17 protein-coding genes are annotated in these 17,675 nt (G+C 75.0%); 9 read left to right on the top strand and 8 right to left on the bottom strand.

Features of this window, described 5'->3' with window-relative positions; translation table 11 throughout:
* Positions 1-38 precede the first annotated feature (38 nt).
* Entirely contained in the window at positions 39-1,439 is a 1,401-nt protein-coding gene (locus tag ACYSMR_RS13710) for an acetyl-CoA C-acetyltransferase (RefSeq protein ID WP_461745962.1), read from the bottom strand.
* A gap of 68 nt (positions 1,440-1,507) precedes the next feature.
* Here ACYSMR_RS13710 and ACYSMR_RS13705 point away from each other — a divergent pair, with 68 nt between their 5' ends.
* Entirely contained in the window at positions 1,508-2,266 is a 759-nt protein-coding gene (locus ACYSMR_RS13705; RefSeq protein ID WP_461745960.1) for a TetR family transcriptional regulator, read from the top strand.
* Between the two features lie 119 nt (positions 2,267-2,385).
* Complete coding sequence (locus tag ACYSMR_RS13700; RefSeq protein ID WP_461745958.1) at positions 2,386-4,761, top strand: acyl-CoA dehydrogenase family protein; 2,376 nt, start codon at positions 2,386-2,388, stop codon at positions 4,759-4,761.
* A gap of 130 nt (positions 4,762-4,891) precedes the next feature.
* Here ACYSMR_RS13700 and ACYSMR_RS13695 read toward each other — a convergent pair whose 3' ends face one another.
* Both ACYSMR_RS13695 and ACYSMR_RS13690 read right to left on the bottom strand, forming a co-directional pair.
* Positions 4,892-5,398 carry an SRPBCC family protein gene (locus ACYSMR_RS13695; protein WP_461745956.1) on the bottom strand — a complete coding sequence of 169 codons (507 nt, stop codon included), beginning with the start codon at positions 5,396-5,398 and terminating at the stop codon, positions 4,892-4,894.
* 14 nt (positions 5,399-5,412) lie between these two features.
* Positions 5,413-5,775, bottom strand: a complete 363-nt coding sequence (locus tag ACYSMR_RS13690) for an ArsR/SmtB family transcription factor (RefSeq protein WP_461745954.1) — start codon at positions 5,773-5,775, stop codon at positions 5,413-5,415.
* A 50-nt stretch (positions 5,776-5,825) separates the two neighbouring features.
* On the opposite strand from ACYSMR_RS13690, the gene ACYSMR_RS13685 reads away from it, so the two are divergent.
* Positions 5,826-6,131, top strand: a complete 306-nt coding sequence (locus ACYSMR_RS13685) for a hypothetical protein (RefSeq protein ID WP_461745952.1) — start codon at positions 5,826-5,828, stop codon at positions 6,129-6,131.
* Positions 6,132-6,170: 39 nt separating this feature from the next.
* On the opposite strand, the gene ACYSMR_RS13680 is transcribed toward ACYSMR_RS13685, so the two are convergent.
* The 5 genes from ACYSMR_RS13680 to ACYSMR_RS13660 all read right to left on the bottom strand — a co-directional run bounded on the left by ACYSMR_RS13680 (position 6,171) and on the right by ACYSMR_RS13660 (position 10,464).
* On the bottom strand, positions 6,171-6,800 hold the full coding sequence (locus ACYSMR_RS13680; RefSeq protein ID WP_461745950.1) for a cation transporter: 630 nt from the start codon (positions 6,798-6,800) through the stop codon (positions 6,171-6,173).
* A gap of 55 nt (positions 6,801-6,855) precedes the next feature.
* The gene (locus ACYSMR_RS13675; protein WP_461745948.1) at positions 6,856-7,740 is read right to left on the bottom strand and encodes a PP2C family protein-serine/threonine phosphatase; all 885 of its coding nucleotides are present in this window, start codon (positions 7,738-7,740) and stop codon (positions 6,856-6,858) included.
* Entirely contained in the window at positions 7,737-8,891 is a 1,155-nt protein-coding gene (locus ACYSMR_RS13670) for an adenylate/guanylate cyclase domain-containing protein (protein WP_309126608.1), read from the bottom strand. Before ACYSMR_RS13670 ends, ACYSMR_RS13675 begins: the two co-directional genes overlap by 4 nt.
* Before the next feature lie 101 nt (positions 8,892-8,992).
* Positions 8,993-9,565, bottom strand: coding sequence for a hypothetical protein (locus ACYSMR_RS13665; protein ID WP_461745946.1), 573 nt, complete (start codon positions 9,563-9,565; stop codon positions 8,993-8,995).
* 2 nt (positions 9,566-9,567) lie between these two features.
* Positions 9,568-10,464, bottom strand: a complete 897-nt coding sequence (locus tag ACYSMR_RS13660; protein ID WP_461745944.1) for a biotin--[acetyl-CoA-carboxylase] ligase — start codon at positions 10,462-10,464, stop codon at positions 9,568-9,570.
* Between the two features lie 189 nt (positions 10,465-10,653).
* On the opposite strand from ACYSMR_RS13660, the gene ACYSMR_RS13655 reads away from it, so the two are divergent.
* The 6 genes from ACYSMR_RS13655 to ACYSMR_RS13630 all read left to right on the top strand — a co-directional run bounded on the left by ACYSMR_RS13655 (position 10,654) and on the right by ACYSMR_RS13630 (position 17,577).
* Complete coding sequence (locus ACYSMR_RS13655; RefSeq protein WP_309126571.1) at positions 10,654-10,956, top strand: YciI family protein; 303 nt, start codon at positions 10,654-10,656, stop codon at positions 10,954-10,956.
* Positions 10,957-11,105: 149 nt separating this feature from the next.
* On the top strand, positions 11,106-12,689 hold the full coding sequence (locus tag ACYSMR_RS13650) for an acyl-CoA carboxylase subunit beta (protein WP_309126570.1): 1,584 nt from the start codon (positions 11,106-11,108) through the stop codon (positions 12,687-12,689).
* Positions 12,686-12,916 carry an acyl-CoA carboxylase subunit epsilon gene (locus tag ACYSMR_RS13645; protein ID WP_251333081.1) on the top strand — a complete coding sequence of 77 codons (231 nt, stop codon included), beginning with the start codon at positions 12,686-12,688 and terminating at the stop codon, positions 12,914-12,916. The genes ACYSMR_RS13650 and ACYSMR_RS13645 overlap by 4 nt, the downstream gene beginning before the upstream one ends.
* Positions 12,917-13,010: 94 nt before the next feature.
* Positions 13,011-14,753 carry a DUF885 domain-containing protein gene (locus ACYSMR_RS13640; protein WP_461745941.1) on the top strand — a complete coding sequence of 581 codons (1,743 nt, stop codon included), beginning with the start codon at positions 13,011-13,013 and terminating at the stop codon, positions 14,751-14,753.
* A gap of 69 nt (positions 14,754-14,822) precedes the next feature.
* On the top strand, positions 14,823-16,208 hold the full coding sequence (locus ACYSMR_RS13635; protein WP_461745939.1) for a dicarboxylate/amino acid:cation symporter: 1,386 nt from the start codon (positions 14,823-14,825) through the stop codon (positions 16,206-16,208).
* Positions 16,209-16,359: 151 nt separating this feature from the next.
* Positions 16,360-17,577, top strand: a complete 1,218-nt coding sequence (locus ACYSMR_RS13630; RefSeq protein ID WP_461745937.1) for a sigma-54-dependent transcriptional regulator family protein — start codon at positions 16,360-16,362, stop codon at positions 17,575-17,577.
* The last annotated feature ends 98 nt before the right edge of the window (positions 17,578-17,675 follow it).

Here is a 17,675-nt window from a genome sequence, read left to right as displayed (position 1 = left end):
GTGTCCTTGCTGGTCGGAGGGGGGCGGGGACGGCCGGGTCAGCGGGCCTCGAGGACGGCGGCGACGCCCAGGCCGCCGGCGGCGCACACGGAGACGAGCCCGCGGGCGGGACGGCCGGTCGCGTCCGCGCGCTCGCGCAGCAGCTTGGCGAGGGTCGCGATGATGCGCCCGCCCGTCGCGGCGAACGGGTGGCCGGTCGCCAGGGAGGACCCGACGACGTTGAGCCGGGCGCGGTCCACGGTGCCGAACGCGCCGGCCAGGCCGAGCCGCTCGCGGCCGAACTGCTCGTCCTCCCACGCCGCGAGGTTGGCGAGCACCGTGGCGGCGAACGCCTCGTGGATCTCGACGAAGTCGAAGTCCGCGAAGGTCAGCGCCTGGCGCTCGAGCAGGCGGGGCACGGCGTAGGCGCCGGCCATCAGCAGGCCCTCGTCCCCGTGCACGAAGTCGACGGCCGCGGCCTCGACGTCCACGACCTCGGCCAGCACGGGCAGGGAGTGCTCCGCGGCCCAGTCCTCGGAGGCGAGCAGCACGGCGGAGGCCCCGTCGGTGAGGGCCGTGGAGTTGCCCGCCGTCATGGTGGCCTCCGCGGCGAGGGACTTCCCGAACACGGGCTTGAGCCCGGCGAGCTTCTCGACGGTGCTGTCCGGGCGCAGGTTGTCGTCGCGGGACAGGCCCCGGAACGGGGTGACGAGGTCGTCGAAGAAGCCGCGGTCGTAGGCGGCGGCGAGATTCCGGTGGCTGGCGGCGGCCAGCTCGTCCTGGGCCCCGCGGGTGATGTCCCAGCGGGCGGTGGTGAGGGCCTGGTGCTCGCCCATGGACAGGCCGGTGCGCGGCTCCCCCGTGCCGGGGGCCACGGGCTTGAGGTCCGCCGGGCGCAGCTTCGCGAGCGCGCGCAGCTTCTGCGGGGTGGTCCTCGCCCGGTTGAGCTCCAGCAGGGACCGGCGCAGCCGCTCGCTCACGACGACGGGGGCGTCCGAGGCGGAGTCCACGCCGCCGGCGATCGCGGAGTCGATCTGCCCCAGGCGGATCTTGTTGACCAGGGTGGAGACGGCCTCCATCCCGGTGGCGCACGCCTGCTGGACGTCGAACGCGGGGGTACGGGGGTCCAGGACGGAGCCGAGCACGGCCTCGCGGGTGAGGTTGAAGTCCTTCGGGTGCTTGAGCACCGCGCCGGCCGCGACCTCGCCGATCCGCTCGCCCGCGAGGCCGTAGCGCGCGGCCAGGCCGTCGAGGGCGGCGGTGAGCATGTCCTGGTTGCTCGCGCTCGCGTAGGCGCCGTGGGCCCGGGCGAACGGGGTCCGGTTGCCGCCGACCACGACGGCACGGCGGGCGAAGCCGGTCCGGTCGGCGCCGCTCGGGGTCGTCCGCTCGGCGGTGGACTCCGGGCCGTGCTCGGCGGCCCGGCCGGGAGCCTGGTCGGGGCGGGGGGACTCGGTCATGAGGTGCTCCTCGGTCTGCTGTGATGGTGGTCACGTCACCGCCGATATTACCTGATACCCTGGGTATCGTGAAACAGATCGACACGCCGGAGCCCGCCCCCGAGGACGCCGCTCCCGCCCCCGACGGCCGTTCGTCCCGCTGGGCCCGGCACCGCGCCCAGCGCCGGGTCGAGCTCATCCGCACCGCGCGCAGCGCCGTGGACGAGATCGGGCCGCAGGCGTCCATGGAGGAGATCGCCTCCGCGTGCCGCACCTCCAAGTCCGTCTACTACCGGTACTTCGGGGACAAGGCGGGGCTGCAGCGGGCGGTGGGCGAGTACACCGTGACGCGCATGCGCGACCGGCTCGGGGAGGCGGCCCGCGCGGCCGGCACGTTCGAGGGCACGGTGGAGGCGATGGTCGCGGAGTACCTGCTGAGCATCGAGCGCTCCCCGGCGGTGTACCGCTTCGTCGTCGGGGTGGCCCCGGACCCCGGCCGCCACGAGCGCGCCAGGGGCGAGAAGGCGGGCAGGGAGGAGCCGCCCGCCGAGCCGGACCCGCACGGGCAGCGCTACCTCATCGAGGAGTTCGCCGACTCCGTGGCGTCCCTGCTCGCGGAGGCGCACGTGCGCCACTCCCCCGACGGGCGCCGGCTGGAGGAGCCGCTGCTCAGCTACTGGGCGTCCTCCACGATCGGCATGGTCCGGGGCGCCGGCGAGGCCTGGATGAACACGCCCGCGGGCACGGCCCGCCCGCCCCGCGAGCGGATGGCGGAGCTCATCCTCGGGTGGGCCGTCAACGGCCTGCGCCCCTCCGTCGCGCCCGCGCCGGGAGACCCCGCCGGCTGATCCTCCGCGCCGGACCGCCCGTCCGGCCCACCGTTCCGACCCGCTGTTCCGACCCACCACCGCCCCGCGGGCGCCCGGCCACCGCCGGCGGCGCCCGGGCACCCACGACAGGAGCGACCATGACCACCACCGTCGACCGCCCCGTTCCCCCTCCCACCGCCGCGGACCCGGCCGTGGACGTCGCCGCCCTCGGCGAGCTGCTGCTCGGGCGCTGGGCCGAGGTCCGGCGCGAGACCCGCCGGATGCTGCTCGACGAGCGGCTGCACACCCGGGAGAACCTCACCTACCAGGACCAGCGCGAGCGGGTGCTGGGCCAGCTGCACCTGCTCGTCGAGCACGGCACGATGAGCCGCGGCCTGCCGGAGGCCTACGGCGGGCAGGACGACCCGGGCGGGAACGTCTCCGGGTTCGAGGAGCTGCTGCTCGGGGACCCCTCGATGCAGATCAAGGCCGGGGTGCAGTGGGGCCTGTTCGGCTCCGCGGTGCTCAACCTCGGCACCGAGGAGCACCACCGCCGCTGGCTCGACGGCATCCGCGACCTGACGGTCCCCGGCGTGTTCGCCATGACCGAGACCGGCCACGGCTCCGACGTCGCCTCCATCGGCACGACGGCGACGTACGACCCGGCCACGGAGGAGTTCGAGATCCACACGCCGTTCAGGGCGGCGTGGAAGGACTACCTCGGCAACGCCGCGGTGCACGGTCGCGCCGCCGTGGTCTTCGCCCAGCTGATCACCCTCGGGGTCGACCACGGGGTGCACGCGTTCTACGTGGAGATCCGCGACGAGGACGGGAACTTCCTTCCCGGCGTGGGCGGGGAGGACGACGGCCACAAGGGCGGGCTCAACGGCATCGACAACGGCCGGCTGCACTTCACCCGGGTCCGGGTGCCGCGCACGCACCTGCTCAACAAGTACGGGGACGTGGCCCCCGACGGCACCTACAGCTCCCCCATCGCGAGCCCGGGCCGGCGGTTCTTCACGATGATCGGCACGCTCGTGCAGGGCCGGGTCTCCCTCGACGGGGCGGCCGTCGTGGCGAACAAGGTCGCGCTGAGCATCGCGGTCCGCTACGGCAGCGAGCGCCGCCAGTTCAACGCGTCCTCGGACGTGCAGGAGGAGGTGCTGCTGGACTACCAGCAGCACCAGCGGCGGCTGCTGCCGCTGCTCGCCGAGACGTACGCCATGCACTTCGCCCACCAGGAGCTGCTGCACAAGTACGACGACGTCTTCTCCGGCCGCGAGGACACGGACGAGAACCGGCAGGACCTGGAGACCCTCGCCGCGGCGCTCAAGGCCCTCTCCACGTGGAGCGCGCTCGAGACCCTGCAGACGTGCCGGGAGGCGTGCGGCGGGGCGGGGTTCCTGACGAAGAACCGGCTGACCTCGCTGCGCCACGACCTCGACGTCTACGCGACGTTCGAGGGCGACAACACCGTGCTGCTGCAGCTGGTGGCCAAGCGGCTGCTGTCGGACTGGTCCAACGAGTTCAAGAACGTGGACGTGGGCGTGATGGCCCGCTACGTGGCCGGCCGGGCGACCGAGGCCACGTACCACCGGTCGGGGCTGCGCAAGCTGGGGCAGGCGTTCCGGGACACCGGCGACGTGCGCCGTTCCGTCAACGCCCTGCGCGACGAGTCCGCCCAGCACGCGCTGCTCGCCGACCGGGTGGAGACGATGGTCGCGGAGATCGCCGAGGCGCTGCGGCCCAGCGCCAAGCTGCCCCGCGCCGAGGCCGCCGCCCTGTTCAACGAGCACCAGTACAAGCTCATCGCCGCGGCCCGCGCCCACGCCGAGCTGCTGCAGTGGGAGGCGTTCACCCGGGGCGTGCAGCAGGTGGAGGACCCGGGCACCCGCACGGTGCTGACCTGGCTGCGCGACGTCTTCGGGCTGCGGCTGATCGAGAAGAACCTCGCGTGGTACCTGTCCTACGGCCGCCTGTCGATGCGCCGCGGCCGCAGCATCGACGAGTACATCGACCGTCTGCTCGCCCGGCTGCGCCCGCACGCCCTGGACCTCGTGGCGGCGTTCGAGCTGGCACCGGAGCACCTGCGGGCGGAGATCGCCACGGGCATCGAGGCCCGGCGCCAGGAGGAGGCGGCCGAGCACTACCGCCGGCTGCGGGCCTCCGGGGACGCCCCCGTCAAGGAGAGGGCTCCCGCCCGGCGGTCCGCCGCACCGGCCGCGGGCGCCCCGGGCGAGAAGGCACCCGAGGAGCGGAAGAAGGAGCGGCGCGCCGAGAAGCAGGCCGAGCGGCGCACCGAGAAGCAGGCCGAGCGCCGGCACGAGCGCCGCCTGGAGCTGAAGCCGCTGAAGAAGGCGGAGAAGAGAGCGGAGCACAGGCCCGGGCCGGAGCCCGAGCAGACGCCGGAGCAGGGGGCGGGGCCGCAGCCGGGGAAGAAGGCCGGGAGGAAGGCCGGGAAGCGCACCGAGGTGCGCGGCCGCGGGGCGGACGCACCGGCCGGGGCGCCCGAGACCGCCCCCGTGGAGGCCTGATCCGCGCAGACCGGATCCGCGCAGACCTGATCCACGCGGACCCGATCCACGCGGACCCGATCCGTCCTCGCGCACGGTGGCGGCCCCCGGAGGATCCCGGGGGCCGCCGCCGTGCGGGGACGGGCGCGCCTCAGCCGCCGGCGGGGCGCACGGCGTCGGCGAGGACGCCGTCAATCTGCCCCATGGCCTGGCGCATGCCCTCCTCCATGCCCATCTCGAGCATCTGCTCGAGCTGCTCCGCGCTCTCGAAGGTCGAGACCGTGGTCATGCGGGTCCGGCCGTCGACGGCGTCGAAGGTCACGACGCCGTGGCTGGTGCCCATGGAGACCTCGGGCTCGCCGTGCTGGTCGGCGAAGCCGTCGTCGAACTCCAGGCGGTGCGGGGCGTCGAGCGCGGTGATCTTCCACCACCCGTGCGCCTTCTCCCCGTCGGGGCCCGTCATGTAGTAGCGGCTGCGCCCGCCCTCGACGAACTCGTGCTGCTCGAAGGTGGCGGGCCACTCGGGCGGGCCCCACCAGCGCTCCAGCTGCCGCGGGTCCTCCCAGACCCGCCAGACGCGCTCCACGCTGGCGTCGAACTCGGCGACGAACGTCAGGGTCAGCGCCTCTGCGTCCTTCTGCACATCGATGACCGGCATGTCCTCGTTCCTTCCTACTCGGCCCCCCGGACCTCGGGGGGCACCTCCTCGGCGAGCAGGTCCTCGATGCCCAGCACGCGCCGGCGCCAGAGCTGCTCGTAGTCGTCCAGCAACCGGGCGGCCCGGCGCAGCGTGCTCATGTTCGCGTGCACCACCTGTTCCCGCCCGCGCCTCTGCTTGACGACCAGGGCGGCCCGCTCGAGCACCGCCACGTGCTTCTGCACCGCGGCGAAGCTCATCGCGTAGTGCGCCGCCAACGCCGAGACCGACTGCTCCTCGCGGAGCACCCGGGTGACGATGTCGCGCCGGGTCGTGTCCGCGAGGGCCTGGAAGATCCGGTCGACCTGGTCGTCCGTCCACTCGATTTCTACAACCATTTGGTTGTACGTTACTGCGGGCGGGGACGCCGGGCAAGAGATGACGGACCGTGACGTCGCCCCTTCCGGGGATCCGCGGCACACTGGCAGTTCCACCACGCCCGTCCGACGACCACCCGGAGGTTCCCGTGCACGTGCGGATCGCGGAGAGCATCGCCATCGTCACCATCGGCGACGGGGTCGTCGCCGCGCTGTTCCCCACCGCCCACGCCGCGCGCTGGGCGATCGGGCCCGCTCCGCTGCGCCGGACCGCGGAGGCGTTCGCGGAGCGTCCCGGCCTGATGCGGGCGACCGGGGTGCTCCAGGTCGCCGCGGGGATCGCCTGGGTGGCGGCCCTGCCGCGGCCGGCCCGCTGATCCCGCGCGGGCTCCGGGCGGGCGCCCCGGAGGCGGGGGTCAGTCGATCTCCTCGCCGGCGAGGGCCCTGGCGGCCAGGCGCTCCTCCTCGGCCGTCTCCCAGACCTCCTTGGCGGCGCCGGCGTTGAGGACGACGACGACCAGCCCCAGCACCAGGTCGGGCCGGCCGGAGCCCGTCCAGGCCGTGAGCACGCCCATGGCCACGACGGCGAGGTTGACGAGGACGTCGTTGCGGGCGGACAGGAACGCGGCCCGGGCCATGGAGCTGCCGTGGTGGCGGAACCGGGCCAGGACGGCGGAGCAGAGCAGGTTCACGGCGGCCGCGCCGCCGGCGGTGAGCACCAGGGCCGCAGGGTCCGGTGGGACGGGATCACCGAGCTCGGCGAGGGCCTGCCACGCCGCGGCCAGGGCGGGGGCCAGGATGACCAGGGCCATGGCCTTGCCCGCGAGCGCCTGCCGGTGCGGGGACCAGGCCAGCGCCACGACGATGAGCAGGTTGATCGCGGTGTCCTCGAGGAAGTCGACGCTGTCCGCGAACAGGGACACCGAGCCGATGGCCACGGCGACCGTGACCTCGACGGAGAAGTAGGCGAGGTTCAGGCCGGCGACCAGCAGGACCGTGCGCCTCAGCCGCGCCCGGAGGGAGCGGGAGCCGGGCTCAGCGGTCATCGCCGTCGTCCTCGTGGTCGTAAGCGTCGTGGGCGTGGGCGCCGTGGGCGGGGGCTCAGGCGCCCGGGGCGAACTCCCCGGGGACCACCGCGTCGGCGACGATCACGGTGACGTTGTCCCGGCCCCCGGTGCGCAGCGCGGCCTGGAGCAGGACGTCGGCCGCCTCCTTGGGGTGGGCCACCGCGGCCAGCACCCGTGCCATGTGGGCGGCGCTGAGCTCGTTGGTGAGCCCGTCCGAGCACAGCAGCAGCCGGTCGCCGTGCCGCGCGGGCAGCACCCACACGTCCGGCTCCCACACCTGCCCCGTGCCCAGCGCCCGGGTGATGACGTTGCGGCGGGGGTGCACGAGCGCCTGGGCCGAGGTGATCTGGCCGATGGACACGAGGTACTGCACCTCGGAGTGGTCCACGGTCAGCTGCTCGAGCTCGGGGGTCCCGTCCACGTCCCCGGGGCGGTCCGGGTGCAGCCGGTAGGTGCGGGAGTCGCCGGTGTTGAAGACGATCCACAGCATCCGGCCGTCGATCTGCAGGAGCCACACGCCCGTGACCGTGGTCCCGGCCCGGCCCTCGCAGGCCTCCTGGATGTGCCGGTCGGCCTGCCACAGCACCGAGCGCACGCGGCGGACCGCCTCGATCGCCTCGTTGGGGATCTCGGGGTCCAGGCGCAGCTCCCGCTCCACGGTGGCCCGGAAGCGGGCCACGTCCAGAGGCGCGTCCGGCTCCTCCACCGGGAACTCGTAAAAGTCCTCGAGCCCGAACAGCGGGGAGGCCCCGAGCGTGCGCACGCACAGGGCGCTCGCGATCTCGCCGGCCTCGTGCCCGCCCATGCCGTCGGCGACGGCGCACATGGCGGCGGTGACCACGAGGGCGTCCTCGTTGGACTCCCGGCGCAGGCCGCGGTCCGTGGCCGCCCCCGCGCGGATGACGAGCGGAGCGCTCATTCGAAGTCGACCTCCAGCCCGGGACCGGCGCCCTGGGAGAGCGCGACGGGCTGCACGTCGCCGAAGCCGCGCACGTTGCGCGTGGCCTGGGGGATGAGGATGAAGCGGTCGTCCCCGGCGAGCACCGCGGCGGTCGAGGCGTCCACGAGCACGGAGCCGGGGTCGGTCAGCGCCACGAGCCGCGAGGCCAGGTTCACCGTGGGCCCGTAGATGTCGCCGAGGCGCGGCAGCACCCGTCCCCAGACGAAGGCCACGCGCGCCTGCGGCAGCTCGGGGTCGTCCCGGATGGCGCGGGCGAGGGCCAGGGAGATCTGGGCGCCGCCCTGCGGGCTCTCGGCGAGGAACATGACCTCGTCCCCGATGGTCTTGATCAGCCGGCCGCCGCCCACGGCGATGACCTCGGCGCAGCGGTGCTCGAAGCGCTGCACGAGGTTCGCCAGGGTCCGCTCGTTCATCTGCCGGGACAGGGAGGTGTAGGAGACGAGGTCCGCGAAGCCGACGCCGCGGGCGAGCGGCAGGATGGAGCCGCCCTCGTCGGAGGCGCCGTCCGTGCTCGTGGACCCGTCCGGGCGCTCGACGCGCATCGCGAGCCGCTGCACGGCGGCGTTCATCTGGCGTCGCCACGAGTAGACGAGCAGCCGCTCGACCGCGTCGATGAGGTCCGGCAGCAGGTGCAGCAGCTGGCGGCGGGCCGCGGCGTCGGTCATGCCCTCGTGCACGACCATGTCCTCCACCAGCGCCTCGACCTGCCACACGACCATGCGGTCGGTCATCTGCCCGATCGAGCGGACCAGGGACAGGGCCGCCTCCTCGGTGACCTTCTCCTCGAGGACCATGGTGGAGAGCACCCGCAGCGCCTCGGAGTCCTGCTCGGTGAACCAGACGTCGTCGTCGGTGAGGTTCGGGAAGCCCAGGGCCCGCCACACCTTCCGGGCGGAGAGCAGGGACAGCCCGCCGCGGCGGGCGGCCTCGCGGCGGCGCAGCCCCCGCTCGGAGCCGAGCAGGGTCCGCTCGAGGGCCCGCACGGCGGCCTTCGACTCGTCCGAGCGGTAGAGGTTGGCCTGGACCGGGTTGTGCAGGTTGAGGTTGAGCTGCTCCGTCTGGGGGCCGACCACCGGCTCGCCCTGGGTCTCCGAGTCCTCACTGGCCACGCGTCACTCCTCTTCCTGGTGGACGGCCCGGGTGCCGCACGCTCGGCGCGCAGGGCTCGGGCAGGTCCGGGCGCGGTGCGGCGACCGCGTCCCGTCCCACTCTAGTGGGCTCCGGTCGCCTCGGGCTCGCCCGCGCCCCCGAGGGGGCCGTGGCCGCCCGGTCCCCGGCCCCGCTCCTCGCCGGCGGCGAGGAGCACGAGCTCGGCCAGCCGCCGCGCCTCGGGGGCGTGCTCCAGGCGCAGCCCGCCGTACGGGCCGAAGTCGGCCACGACCCGCCCGTCCCGCCGGCCCAGGGCGGGACCGCGCCCGGGCTCCACGCCCGCCCGCCGCAGCTGCCGCAGCGGCAGGGCCACGGGCGCGCGGCGCCCGCGCACGAGCACGAGGTGGCGGGTGGTGAGCACGTACCGGGTGCCCCACCAGCGCACGACCGGGAGCAGCACCCGGCGCAGGAGCACCCAGGCGGCGGCCGCCAGCAGGGCGTAGTCCAGCACGGAGCGCACGGTGGCCCAGGGCTCCACGACGGGGTTCCAGCGCAGCGCCAGGGCCCGCTGCACGAGGGAGAGGGCGAACACCGTGAGCAGCAGCACGAGGAAGGGCCGCAGCAGCCGCAGCCCGTGGGCCCGGGTGGAGACCAGCACCCGCTCCCCCGCCTGGAGGGGGATCCGCGCGGGCACGTTCAGCCCTCCGGCGCGGCGGGGGCGGGGCGCAGGTGCACGACGTCGCCCGCCGTCACCTCGTGCACGGCCCCCGCGGCGTCGCGCACCAGCAGGCTCCCGTGGTCCCCCAGCCCCACGGCCGTGCCGACGACCGGGGCGCGCCCGCCCGGCAGCTCGGCGCGCACGGAGCGCCCGAGGGTCTCCATCCGGGCGGTGATCCGCGCCCGGATGGCCCCGCCGGGGCCCACCGCGGACGGATCGGCGCAGAAGCAGCGGTAGAGGGGGACGAAGGCGGCGAGCACGGCCGCCAGCACGGCGGAGCGCTCGACGGCGCGGCCGGTCGCCCGGCGCACGGAGGTGGCCGTGGCCACGGGCAGCTCCTCCTGGCCCACGTTGATCCCCGCGCCCAGGACCACCGCCGGCGGACGGTCCCCGTCCGCCACGAGCCCGGCGAGCAGGCCGGAGAGCTTGCGCCCGTCCACGTGCACGTCGTTGGGCCACTTGATCCGGGCGTCCACCCCGGCCAGACCCTCGAGGGCCTCGACGACCGCCACCGCCATGAGCAGGGTCAGCCACGGGAAGTGCTGGGTGGGCAGGGCCCGGCCGCGCTCGTCGGCCGGGCGCAGCAGCAGGCTGAAGGTCAGGGCGGTGCCCGGCTCGGTGGTCCACACCCGGTCCAGGCGCCCGCGCCCGGCGCTCTGGTGCCCGGCGACCACCAGGGACAGGTCCGCCCAGGGCCGGTCCGGGCGGGGCCCGTCCGCCGCCCCGCGGTGCCGGCGGACGGCGGCCGCGGCCAGGTGCTCGTTGGTGGAGCCGACCTCGTCGAGGACCTCGACGCGCCCCAGGCCCAGGCCGTCGAGGGCGGCGAGCGCGGCGGCGGCGCGCAGGTCGGCGCCGGTGGCGCGGGGATCGGGCACGGTGCTCCTCGGAGGGTCGGGCGGCGGGCGCGGCGCTCGCTGGTGCGGCCCCGTCCCTGGGCGCCGGGGCGCGCCGCGCGTAGGGTCGGGTGGTACCCACAGTAATAGCCGGGCTCCCCGGGAGACGCCTGGGCGGGCCGCCGCCGGTCCCTGCGGCGGCCGCGCCCGGCCCGAGCTCCAGGAGCCCTCATGAGCAGCGCCGAGACCCCCACGACCTTCGCCGTCCTCTACGTCTACGGCGGGCCCGCGGACGTGCTGGCCGCCCGCCGGCCCGAGCACCGGGAGTTCCTCGGCGGGCTCCTCCGGCAGGGGCTGCTCCTGGCCTCCGGCCCGTTCGACGACGACGGGCCCGCCGGGGCCCTGCTCGTCTTCTCCGCCGCCGACGCCGCCGAGGTCGAGCGGCTCACCGACGAGGACCCCCTGGTGCGCCACGGCGTCGTCACCGAGCGCACGGTCCGGCCCTGGAAGGTCGTCCTCGGGCACGTGGGCTGAGGCCGGGCACTCCCGCGGCCGGGGCCGGAATTTGTAGGACTTCTACAACAGGGCCCGCCCCGGCCGCGGATTAGAGTGGGTCGGGTCCCCTGACCGCCCCGGACCGGGCCACGACCCCGGCCCGGCCGCGTCCCCGACCACGAGGTGCCATGACCCACGACCTGACGACCACCGCCGGCAAGATCGCCGACTTCCGGGAGCGCCGGGCGCGCTCCGAGGCGCCCGCGGGGCAGGCGGCGATCGACAAGCAGCACGCCCGCGGGCGCAACACCGCCCGCGAGCGCGTCGAGATGCTGCTGGACGAGGGGTCGTTCGTGGAGTTCGACGCCCTCGCCACCCACCGCTCGACGGCCTTCGGCATGGCCGCGAAGAAGCTGCCCGGCGACGGCGTGGTCAGCGGCTACGGGACGGTCGACGGCCGGCTGGTGGCCGTCTACTCCCAGGACTTCGCGGTCTTCGGCGGATCCCTCTCCGAGGTCAACGGCGAGAAGATCGTCAAGGTGCAGAAGTTCGCGCTGCGCAACGGCTGCCCGGTCGTCGGCATCAACGACGGCGGCGGGGCGCGGATCCAGGAGGGCGTGGCCTCCCTGGCCATGTTCGCCGACATCTTCAACATGAACGTCCGCTCCTCCGGCGTCGTCCCGCAGATCTCCCTGATCATGGGCCCGTGCGCGGGCGGGGCGGCGTACTCCCCGGCGCTGACGGACTTCATCGTCATGGTGGACAAGACCTCGCACATGTTCATCACCGGCCCGGACGTCATCAAGACCGTCACGGGCGAGGAGGTCGACATGGAGACCCTCGGCGGGGCCCGCCAGCACAACACGACCACGGGCACCGCCACCTACCTCGCCGAGGACGAGCAGGACGCGTTCGAGTTCGTCCACGAGCTGCTGGAGTTCCTCCCGGCCAACAACCTGCAGGACGCGCCCCTGCTCGACCACGACCAGGACGACGAGGTCACCGACCTGGACCTCTCCCTCGACGAGCTGGTCCCGGACTCCGCGAACCAGCCCTACGACATGCGGGCGGTGATCGAGGCCGTCGTCGACGACGGGCACTTCCTCGAGATGCAGGCCCTCTACGCCCCGAACGTGCTCATCGGCTACGCGCGGGTCGAGGGCCACACCGTGGGGATCGTGGCGAACCAGCCCATGCAGTTCGCCGGCACCCTCGACATCGCCGCCTCCGAGAAGGCGGCCCGGTTCGTGCGCCACTGCGACGCGTTCAACATCCCGATCCTCACCCTCGTGGACGTGCCCGGCTTCCTGCCGGGCACCGACCAGGAGTTCAACGGCATCATCCGCCGCGGCGCGAAGCTGCTCTACGCCTACGCGGAGGCCACGGTCCCGCTGGTCACCCTGATCACCCGCAAGGCCTACGGCGGGGCGTACATCGTGATGGGCTCGAAGAAGCTCGGGGCGGACGTCAACCTCGCCTGGCCCACGGCGCAGATCGGCGTGATGGGCGCCCAGGGCGCGGTGGAGATCCTCTACCGCCGGGACCTCAGGGCCGCGGCCGAGCGCGGCGAGGACGTCGACGCGCTGCGCGCCGAGCTGGTGCGCAAGTACGAGGAGGAGCTGCTCAACCCGTACCAGGCCGCGGAGCTCGGCTACGTGGACGCGGTCGTCGCGCCCTCGGAGACCCGCGTCCAGGTGCTCCAGGCCCTGCGGGCGCTGCGCGAGAAGCGCGCGTCGATGCCCGCCAAGAAGCACGGGAACATCCCGCTGTGACCGCTCCCCAGCCCGACGAGGGCGCCCCCGCGCTGCGCTTCGTCGCCGGCAGCCCGACGCCCGAGGAGATCGCCGCGGTCACCGCGGTGCTGCTGGCCCGCCAGGAGCAGGCCGACGCCGACCCGAGGAGCTCCGCGGGCCGCCGGTCCCAGTTCCGGCGGATGCGGCTGGGCCTGCGGCTGCGCCCGGGCCGCGGCGCCTGGCGGCGGACCCGGCCGGAGGCCTGAGCCGCCCCGGACCGGCCCGGACGGCGCGGGGCGGGCGGCACGGGGACGGTCCCGCTCCCCGGTCCGGGGCGGCTCCGGCGCTACTGTGACGTCCATGAGCACTCCCCCGCCCGGCCGCGCGCCCGCCACCGGCCGCGCCCCGGCCCCCCTCGGCACCTCCCACCGGGCGCCCACCGCCGTCGACGCGGTGGCCGAGCGGTGGTTCCGCCGCACCATGGAGCTCGACCCGGCCCGGGCCACCGTCCACGGCTTCCCCGGGCACGAGACCGCGTACCGGGACTTCGGCCCCGAGGGCGGGCAGGCCTACGCCGACGCGGCCCGCGCCGCGCTCGCCGAGCTGGCCCGCGCCGAGCCGGCGGACGACGTCGACCGGGTGACCGCCCACGCCCTGCGCGAGCGGCTGGGCCTGGACCTCACCCTGCACGAGGCGGGCCTGACCGGGTGGGAGGTCAACAACATCTCCTCCCCCGTCCAGGAGATCCGCGACGTCTTCGACGTCCTGCCCCAGGAGTCGGAGGAGGACTGGGTCCGCATCGCCGGGCGGCTGCGCAGCGTGCCCGCCGCGGTGGACTCCTACACCCGGGCCCTGCGCGAGGCGCGCTCCCGCGGCCGCTCGGCCTCCGCGGCACAGCTGCGCAACGCCGCCCGGATGTGCACGGGCTACGCGTCGGCGCACGGGTCCTTCGCCCTGCTCGCCCGGGACCCCCGCGTCCCCGGCGCCCTGCGCGAGGAGCTCGCCGACGCGGCCGGCGCGGCCCGCGGCGCCTACCTCCGGCTGGCCGAGACCCTCGGCCACGAGCTGAGCCCGGGCGCCCCGGAGTCCGACGCCGTGGGGCCCGACGAGTACGTGCTGCGCCTGCAGCAGTTCCTCGGCGCCGTCGTGGACCCCGCGGAGGTCTACGCGTGGGGCGTCGAGCAGCTGCACGCGCTCGTCGCGGAGCAGGAGCTGCTCGCCCGCCGGATCGCCCCGGGGGCGGGCGTCAAGCAGGCCATGGCCGCCCTCCACGCGGACCCGGAGCGCCGCCTGCACGGCACCGACGCCCTGCAGGCGTGGATGCAGGAGCTCTCCGACGCGGCCGTGGAGGCGCTCGCGGACACCCACTTCGAGATGACGGGGCCCATGCGCCGGCTCGAGTGCCGGATCGCCCCCACCCACGACGGCGGCATCTACTACTCGATGCCCAGCGCGGACTTCTCCCGCCCGGGACGAATGTGGTGGTCGGTGCCCGAGGGCGCCGACAGCTTCGCCACGTGGGAGGAGACCACGACCGTCTACCACGAGGGCGTGCCGGGCCACCACCTCCAGTTCGCCACCGCCCTGGCCAACTCGGGGGAGCTCAACCTCTGGCGGCGCGCCGGGATCTGGGTCGCGGGCCACGGCGAGGGCTGGGCCCTGTACGCGGAGCGGCTCATGGACGAGCTGGGCTTCCTCCAGGATGCCGGGGACCGGATGGGCATGCTCGACTCCCAGCGGCTGCGCGCGGCGCGGGTGGTCTTCGACATCGGCTTCCACTGCGGCTACCGGATCCCCGCGGAGCTCGGCGACGCCCTGGGCGGCGCGCGCCCCGGGCAGGTGTGGACGCCCGAGGACGGGTGGCGGTTCCTGCGCGAGAACATCGTCATGCACGACGCCACGCTGCGTTTCGAGTGGATGCGCTACATGGGCTGGCCCGGCCAGGCCCCGTCCTACAAGGTGGGCCAGCGGCTCTGGGAGGAGGCCCGGGACCGGGCGCGGGCCGCGGCCGGACCGGGATTCGAGCTCAAGGACTTCCACTCCCGCGCCCTGCGGCTCGGCTCCGTGGGCCTGGACACCTTGGAATATGCCCTGAACCTGTGACCGAACCCACGTAACACAAACGTCATAAAGCCTCGACCTCCTATGGTTCGCCGCCGTACCGTAGAGCACATGATTTCCGCAGAAAGCACTCGCCGTCTGCCCCGGTGGATGACCTCCTTCGGCCCGCAGATCCTCCTGGCGCTCGTCCTGGGCGTCGCTCTCGGCGCCGCCGCCGACGCCCTCGGCGGTGACCCGGAGACGGCCCCCAACTGGCTGATGACCACGCTCGACACCATCGGCACCAGCTACGTCAGCCTGCTCAAGGCCGCCGTCGTCCCCCTCATCGTGACCGCGGTGATCTCCTCGATCGCCAACCTGCGGGAGGTCTCCAACGCCGCGCGCCTGGCGTGGAAGACCCTGCTGTGGTTCGGCATCACCGCCCTGCTCGCCGTGACCGTCGGGCTCGTGCTCGGCCTGGTCGTCCAGCCCGGCGCCGGCGCCGCGGCCGCCACCCCGGCCGAGGCGTACACGGGCACGCAGGGCTCGTGGCTCGCGTTCCTCACCGGCCTCGTCCCCGGGAACTTCCTGGGCCTGCAGGTCTCCTCCACCGTCGTGGACGCCGAGACCGTGAAGACCGCGGCGAACTTCAACGTCCTCCAGGTGCTCGTGGTCTCCGCCGCCGTCGGCATCGCCGCGCTGAAGGTGGGCGCCCCCGCCGAGCCGTTCCTGGCCGTCGTGCGCTCCGCGCTGGCCGTGGTGCAGAAGGTCGTGTGGTGGATCATCCGCCTGGCCCCGCTCGGCACCCTGGGCCTGATCGGGCGCGCGGTCTACGAGTACGGCTGGACCTCGATGGGCGGGCTGGTCGTGTTCGTGGCCACCGTTTACGCCGGCCTGCTGGTCGTGGCGTTCGTGGTCTACCCGGTGCTCGTGCGCCTGCACGGGCTGAGCATCCGGCAGTACTACTCGGGCGTGTGGCCGGCCGTCCAGCTCGGCTTCGTCTCCCGCTCCTCGGTGGGCACCATGCCGCTGACCCAGCGCGTCACCGAGCGCAACCTCGGCGTGCCCCGGGCCTACGCGTCCTTCGCCGTGCCCCTGGGCGCGACGACCAAGATGGACGGCTGCGCCGCGGTCTACCCCGCGATCGCCGCGCTGTTCGTGGCGCAGTTTTACGGCATCGACCTGGACGTGACGCACTACGTGCTCATCGCCCTGGTCTCCGTGCTCGGCTCCGCCGCCACCGCCGGCACCACCGGCGCCACCGTGATGCTGACCCTGACCCTGTCGACCCTCGGCCTGCCCCTCGACGGCGTCGGCCTGCTGCTCGCCGTCGACCCGATCATCGACATGGGCCGCACCGCGCTCAACGTGGCCGGCCAGGCCCTGGTGCCGACGATCGTCGCCCGCCGGGAGGGGCTGCTGGACCGGGACCTCTACGACGCCCCCCGCGCCGGGGACCCGTTCGCCCCCGAGGCCCCCGAGGCCGTGGCGGCGCCGGCCCCCGCCGACGCGCGCTGACGCCCGTCCCCGCCCCCGAGGGGCGGCGTCCGGACCGGATGCACGACGCATTCGGTCCGGACGCCGCCCCTCGGCGCATCCGCGTCCCGGCCTCGCTACCCTGGGACGCGGAAGCGGGACGCGCATCACGGCGTCCGGTAAGGGGTGGGGAATGGGCGCACCGGTGGAGAGGACGACGACGGACCCGCTGCTGCGGCTGTCCTGGGCCCGGTCCCTGCACCACCTGGCGGCGCCGGAGCGCTGCGCGCCCCGCGTCGTGCTCGACCGCGCCGACGTCCGCGACGCCCGGGCACCCCTGCGGCTGCTGCTGCCGGTCCTCGACGAGCTGCTCACCCCGCTGGCCGAGGACACCGGGCTCGTGGTCGCCGTCACGGACCCCCACGGCGTGCTCCTGCAGGTGCGGGGCAGCGCCGCGACCCGCCGCCGCGCCGAGACCATGGGCTTCGTCGAGGGCGCCGACTGGTCCGAGCCCGCCGTGGGCACCAACGCCCCCGGCACAGCACTCGTGCTGCGCCGCACCGTGACCGTGCACCGCGAGCAGCACTTCTACCCCGAGGCGCGCCGCTGGTCCTGCACGGCCTCCCCGCTGCTGCACCCGGTCACCGGTGACCTGCTCGGGGCCGTGGACCTCACCGGCGGCGACGCCGCCGTCGCCCCCGCCACGCGCGCGCTCATCGGCGCCGCCGTGCGCGCCGCGCAGGCCGAGCTCGCCCTGGCCCTGCGCACCGGCCTGCGGGCCGACCCGGCACTGCGCACCGGGCCGGACCCGCACACCTGTGCCGTCCCGGCGCCCGGCCCCGCGCTGCGCGTGCTGGGCGGGACCCCGCCGGCCCTGGTGCTGGGCGGGCGAGCCGTCGAGCTCACGGAGCGGCACGCGGAGATCCTCCTGGCCCTGTCCCGCAGCGGCAGCGGGCTGAGCACCGCGGAGCTCTCGGACCGGCTGTGGGACGGCCGCGCCCGGGAGACCACGGTCCGGGCGGAGGTGCTGCGCCTGCGGCGGCTGCTGGAGCCGCACGGGCTGACGGTCGCCTCCCGCCCCTACCGGCTCGAAGCACCCCTGTCCTCCGACGCCGGCCGGGTGCTGGACCTGCTCGCCCGCGGCTTCCACCGGCGCGCGCTGGGCGAGTACACCGGGGCGCTGCTGCCGCACTCGGACGCCCCGTGGGTCGTGGCCCTGCGCCACCGCCTGTCCGGGCTGCTGCGCGAGGCCGTGCTCACCGACGGCTCCGCCGGGGCCGTGCGCCAGTACCTGGCCCTGCCCGAGGCCGCCGACGACGCCGAGGCGTGGGCGCTGCTGCTGCGCCTGCTGCCCGCCCGCTCCCCCGCCCGGGCGCAGGCCGTGCTGGAGCTGGAGCGCCTGCGCCGCTGAACGCGTCCGCAATGTCCTGCCCGCGCCGCCATCAAGGCGGACACCGGGGCGGACACCGCGTGCAACGTCCGTGCAACGGTCCCGCGCGTAGCGTGAGC

The organism is Kocuria sp. U4B, from assembly GCF_054875615.1.
The sequence above is the reverse complement of the archived record's forward strand: the minus strand, read 5'-3'. Positions and strand labels throughout refer to the sequence as shown.